General features: G+C 43.3%; 3 protein-coding genes. All 3 read right to left on the reverse strand.

Annotated features, from left to right (window positions below; genetic code table 11):
• Window positions 1-423: 423 nt before the first annotated feature.
• Genes F6K53_RS38230 through F6K53_RS38240 form a run of 3 tightly spaced genes read right to left on the reverse strand, consistent with a single transcriptional unit; the run spans window position 424 to window position 1,510 of the window.
• Window positions 424-873 carry an ISAs1 family transposase gene (locus F6K53_RS38230; protein WP_293084977.1) on the reverse strand — a complete coding sequence of 150 codons (450 nt, stop codon included), beginning with the start codon at window positions 871-873 and terminating at the stop codon, window positions 424-426.
• Entirely contained in the window at window positions 857-1,138 is a 282-nt protein-coding gene (locus tag F6K53_RS38235; protein ID WP_366511410.1) for an ISAs1 family transposase, read from the reverse strand. The genes F6K53_RS38230 and F6K53_RS38235 overlap by 17 nt, the downstream gene beginning before the upstream one ends.
• A gap of 21 nt (window positions 1,139-1,159) precedes the next feature.
• Window positions 1,160-1,510, reverse strand: coding sequence for a transposase family protein (locus F6K53_RS38240; RefSeq protein ID WP_293084980.1), 351 nt, complete (start codon window positions 1,508-1,510; stop codon window positions 1,160-1,162).
• Between the last annotated feature and the right edge of the window lie 576 nt (window positions 1,511-2,086).

Raw genomic sequence — 2,086 nt, forward strand, 5'->3', positions numbered from 1 at the left:
CTAAATCTTAACTAGTATTAAGGAAATTGAATTATTGTAAATAATAAGCTCGTTACCATTCTAGGCCACGGGGAATGCCAATAGAGCAGATCTGCATATAAAGCAGGGTAATCGCATCTAAAATTGAGTGGAAGTATGTATAAAATGTGTGTAGAGAATTGATGTTTAACCCAGGTCACCAGCTCACAGAGCCAGAGGGATACCAGCTATTCATCCCAGCAGTAAGGCGAAGAAGGGCTAGTATGTTCGGGTTGTCTGTCCACCTGTAGTCTTAATCCTAAAGTGAATCTGAGTCCATCGAGGGTTTTCAAGTCATTGGTTCGCACTGGCTGCAAGTATCTCGAGCAAGAAATCATTATCAATGGCAGCTCGGTAACGCTTCATCTTCAAACTCTGCGAAAGAAGGTTCCTGTTTGAGTAAACTCACACTCTTTGCGTCGCAATAATCCTAGATTTTGAGCCCCATGACCCTGACGAAATCGACTGGCATCGGAGTTGAAGGTGACATCGAGCAACCCTTTGGAGACTGTTTTCAATGCTCCAATGGCAACGAATAACTTGGTTGTGCCTTGGGGCATTAGCTTCGAGACTACTGATATAGAACTGAGGAAGTTGTGTTGTACCATTCCATAATTCTCTGCGACGTTTGACCATCACAACGGTGGTCAGACCTAACCACTGATCTTGCCTATGCAACGGGGGAAGTTGGCTGACAGAAACAGTCCACACCTGACGGACTTCGATACGGTGATGTCCACTCTCTATGGTTTGGTCATAGTCGTAGTCAATGCCTTGCCATTGCTGGGCTTGGGCTTGTTCGAACCAACTCGACCCTTGCTGACTCAACTTACCTTGATTACCTTTGAGTGCCAAAACATAGTCTCCTTCCGCCAGCTTGAAATGCCTGTGCAACTTCGATTTGAGTTCCCATCGCATCGAGGGTTACCACCGTTCGTTTTAAGTTGAGCAATTTCAGCAACTTTGGTACTGCACTAATCTCATTGGACTTGTGATCCACCTTTTGTTGGGCTAGCACCAGTCCATGCTCACTGCTCCAGGCGCTTACACTATGCAGAGCTTTGAGCTTCCCTTTTCGGTCATAGGAACCTCTCTTGGTCTTCCCATCGATAGGTCGCAGCTGTAATCCACACCTGCTGGGTTAGCTCTGCAACCCAACTGAGAAATCCCAACTCCCGTGGTCAAGTCGGTCCAACAAACCTAAAACTCTTCCAATCGTGTCATGGGACGGTATGCCATTGGGCAACTCTAAAAACCTTTCCAACCACGATTGCAACGCTAATCCGTAAGTCTCTATCGCAACACATCCATCGGCACCACATAACACTGCTAACAGGGACACAGTGACAATATCGACCAAGTTATGCTGTCGTGTTCTTGCCACTCGGGGGTCTTCTAGGTGTTGAAAATTTTTCAGCACACTACGCTTGAGCAGCTTTGCCTCTTTTTCCTCCCTGGGGCTCAACGCCTTTTTAACAAAGCCTTTTGCCATCTTTTGCTCCCTGACATTCTAGATTTATTTATATTAATAGTTAAGGGTGATTCTCAGGTGAGCACAACTTCTCTATCCTCTCAAATCTATATAATTTTACTTTTGTCAGTCAAATATGATACAAAATTAGATGCGATTACCCTGGTTCGAGTGATTCTTGGCGAAACAGACTTTTCTTGTTCTTGAACATCTTTAGAACAATTTTTGGAGTTACATAGCAATTCTATTTAAATTGTCAACACTGATAGTTATATGAAATATAAAAAATAATACTATACTAGTATATATCAATTGTGTTTAAGCGATGCAGCGCGGTCTTGGGAAGGCAGCGCGGTCTTGGGGGTCTCCCCCATGAGCGACTGCCGTGGTTTCCCCCATGAGCGACTGCATCAAGAGAAGGAAACAAGCAACTAAAATAAGACCGAAATTCTGAGTTTTATCAGAACAATAAAAGATTCTCAGATATCTTTAAACTGTATCTTTACACTGTTCCCTATTCCCTGTTCACTTTTTATATAAATCTTATGTTTACCTATCAAATAAAAATACTATATAGTCAGAGTAGCTGACGGAATT

Source organism: Moorena sp. SIO4A1 (assembly GCF_010672065.1).
Classification (GTDB): Bacteria; Cyanobacteriota; Cyanobacteriia; order Cyanobacteriales; family Coleofasciculaceae; genus Moorena.